At 65.8% G+C, this 2,095-nt stretch carries 2 protein-coding genes; one reads left to right on the top strand and one right to left on the bottom strand.

Annotated features, from left to right (window positions below; genetic code table 11):
* The first annotated feature begins 347 nt into the window (after positions 1 to 347).
* Positions 348 to 680, top strand: coding sequence for a hypothetical protein (locus VF497_RS00910; RefSeq protein ID WP_330885336.1), 333 nt, complete (start codon positions 348 to 350; stop codon positions 678 to 680).
* A gap of 215 nt (positions 681 to 895) precedes the next feature.
* Here VF497_RS00910 and VF497_RS00915 read toward each other — a convergent pair.
* On the bottom strand, positions 896 to 2,095 hold a 1,200-nt coding region (locus VF497_RS00915), incomplete at its 5' end, for a glycosyltransferase family 2 protein (RefSeq protein WP_330885338.1).

The raw sequence follows: 2,095 nt of genomic DNA on the forward strand, positions 1-2,095 counted from the left end.
CGCGCGAGCTCGGCACCCGAGACCGCGTGTTCGGCGGACAGCGCGGCGAGCAGGGCGGACGGGTCGATGGCCATGGGTCGATGATAGTGCATCGATACTGCATCGCAGCGAGAGACCGGGCGATGCAACCTTTGCCGCCGCTGCGGCATCTGTATGTGATGACCGCCATCGATGCGCCTGTCCGACTGTCCGCAGCGGACACGCGGACGCGCCGGCGAATTCCTGGGGAGCATTGATTGGAAACGTTTTTTCCTGGTGGCACGATTACTGCTTCTCAGCTGATATCAGACACTGGCGCGTGCCTTGCCGGCGTGCGACCATCCCCAACCTGCAAGATGAGTATTCCGATGAACCGCACGCATCCACGCTACGTCGTTCTCGCCGCCTTGCTGGCTTTTGTTGGTGCCGGCCTGTATTCCGAAGCTGGGCATTGCTGCGACACCGACGGGGTCGGCACGGCCAAGGCCGTCGCCACGCCGCTGCCGGCGACGGTGACGCCTGCGGCGCCGAAGGTCGTGGCGCCCGTCGCCAGGCCCGAGGTCGCCTCGGTTCAGCCTGCGGTGACCGCCGGTTCCTCGGCACCGAACGACGATGCCGGCAACAATCTCGGCGAAAGCCCGGTCGGCACGCACAAGCGTGGTCTGCGCTGGCAATCGTTCCTGCCCGGCGTCATAAAGTAGGGCACCTCAAAAAACCTACTGCGCTCGATGTTGCGCGCCGGCGGTGCTCGGACTGCGAAGGCAGGAGGCCGAAGCGAACAGCGAAGCTGGCCCGCAGGGCATGCCGCAGGAGCGGCATGTAATCCTCGCATACTGTTTGTACACTCCGGTTCCTGCGCTCCGGCGACGCGCAAATTCTCTTCGCTCGCTACGGTTTTTCGAGGCGCCCTAGACGCCTACAAAGTCGGAACGTCGAATTCGGCGGCAATTGTCGCGAGCCAGCGATCGCTCGCCGCGCTGCCGCGCGCATGCACCGATTCGATCGCGTAGCCGACCAGCCATTCGCGCAGGCGCGTTTCGACGCGCGCGAGCGCGGCGGCATCGTGGCCGAGTTCGACGGAATCCTGGGCATGGAACGTGGCGCCTTCAAGCCGGTACAAGCCGACGCGGTCGCCGTCATTACGTAACAGAAAACATTCCTGGTTGCGTGACAAGGTCGCGAGCAGCTTGGCTGTGCCCGCGTCCTGCGGATCGGCGGCGAGCAGCAGGCGCGGTTTCGGTGGCTGCTTCGCGTAGGTCGTGTCGCCGTCGGCGTAGATGCGGCGCACGCGCCAGTCGAGTGCGTGCCGCTCGAAACTCCACAGCGTCGCACCGACTTCGTTCTCGTAGTTCGGATAACGCTCGCGCAGCACGGCCATGCCCTGCGCGCCGAGCGTGGCGCGACGTTCGTCGCCGAAGCTCGCGCTGCGTTCGTGGTGCACGAGCACGTTGCCGGCGATCAGATTTCGATAACCGGCGCGTTCCCCACGCTGGCAGAAATCGTTTTCCTCGCCGTAGCCCTGCGGAAACGCGGCTTCGTCCATCGGCCCGATGCGCGCAATCAGCACGCGCTTGACGTACATGCAGAAACCGTTGCCGGTCGGCAGTTGTGGATAACGCGTGCCGGCCTGCTGCAGCACGGCGCGTTGCGCCTGGGCGAGCGTCCAGCGCGCGGGTGGCGGGCAATGCTGTTCCAGCTCGGGCACACTGAATGCGCCGGCGTTGTCGGATACCGCGGTGACTGTGCCGATGTCGTCGGCACAGTAGGCGGCGATCTTCAGCGCGGCCAGCCAGCGTGGGCCGACCTCGGTGTCGCTGTTGAGCAGCACCACGTCGTCACCGCCGGCGAGGCGCATGCCGATGTTGACGCTGCCGGTATAGCCGCGATTGCGCTCGTTGCGGTGGACATGCACCTGCCGGTGCTTCGCCGCGTCGTCGAGGATGGGCGCGATGCGCGCATCGGTGCTCGCATCGTCGACCAGTATCAGCCGCGCATTCGGCGAATGGCGCAGCACCGAGGCGATGCAGCTTTGTACACTTTGCGGCGAATTGTAAATCGGGACGATGACGCTGACGCGGGGCAGTTCGGCCAGCGGCGCGGCGGGCAGACGCGGCGT

The organism is Rudaea sp., from assembly GCF_036383415.1.
Taxonomy (GTDB): domain Bacteria; phylum Pseudomonadota; class Gammaproteobacteria; order Xanthomonadales; family Rhodanobacteraceae; genus Rudaea.

What these genes read in the sequence shown, in the direction of transcription:
- VF497_RS00910 (WP_330885336.1), top strand. Translation starts at nt 348, where the DNA reads ATGAACCGCACGCATCCACGCTACGTCGTTCTCGCCGCCTTGCTGGCT.